This is a genomic window from Mesorhizobium sp. M1A.T.Ca.IN.004.03.1.1 (assembly GCF_003997555.1).
In the GTDB taxonomy this organism is placed as follows: domain Bacteria; phylum Pseudomonadota; class Alphaproteobacteria; order Rhizobiales; family Rhizobiaceae; genus Mesorhizobium.
The window spans coordinates 1-289 of record NZ_RZTV01000185.1; the positions used below are offsets into that span (position 1 = coordinate 1).

Annotated in this window: 1 protein-coding gene; it reads left to right on the forward strand. The window is 61.2% G+C overall.

All coding sequences use genetic code 11. The features are described from left to right. Positions 1-289: carboxymuconolactone decarboxylase family protein (locus EOD29_RS31255; protein WP_164763922.1), on the forward strand; the 289-nt coding region annotated here is incomplete at both ends.

The window sequence follows — 289 nt, forward strand, 5'->3', positions numbered from 1 at the left end:
CGGCACTCGACAAATACGCGCAAGGACTGATAGCCGAACTGTGGAAGCGTCCCGGACTCACACCTCGGGATCGCAGTATCGTTACCGTGTCGGCTTTAATCGCTCGGAACCTCACCGGCGAGTTGGCTCACCAGATCAACGTCGCGCTCGATAACGGCGTGAAGCCCCGCGAACTCTCGGAGATCATCACCCATCTCGCGTTTTACTCCGGGTGGGCGAACGGCATGTCCGCGGTGGCGGTCGCCAAGGACGTCTTTGCCTCGCGGAAGATCGGGGCGGATCAGCTTCC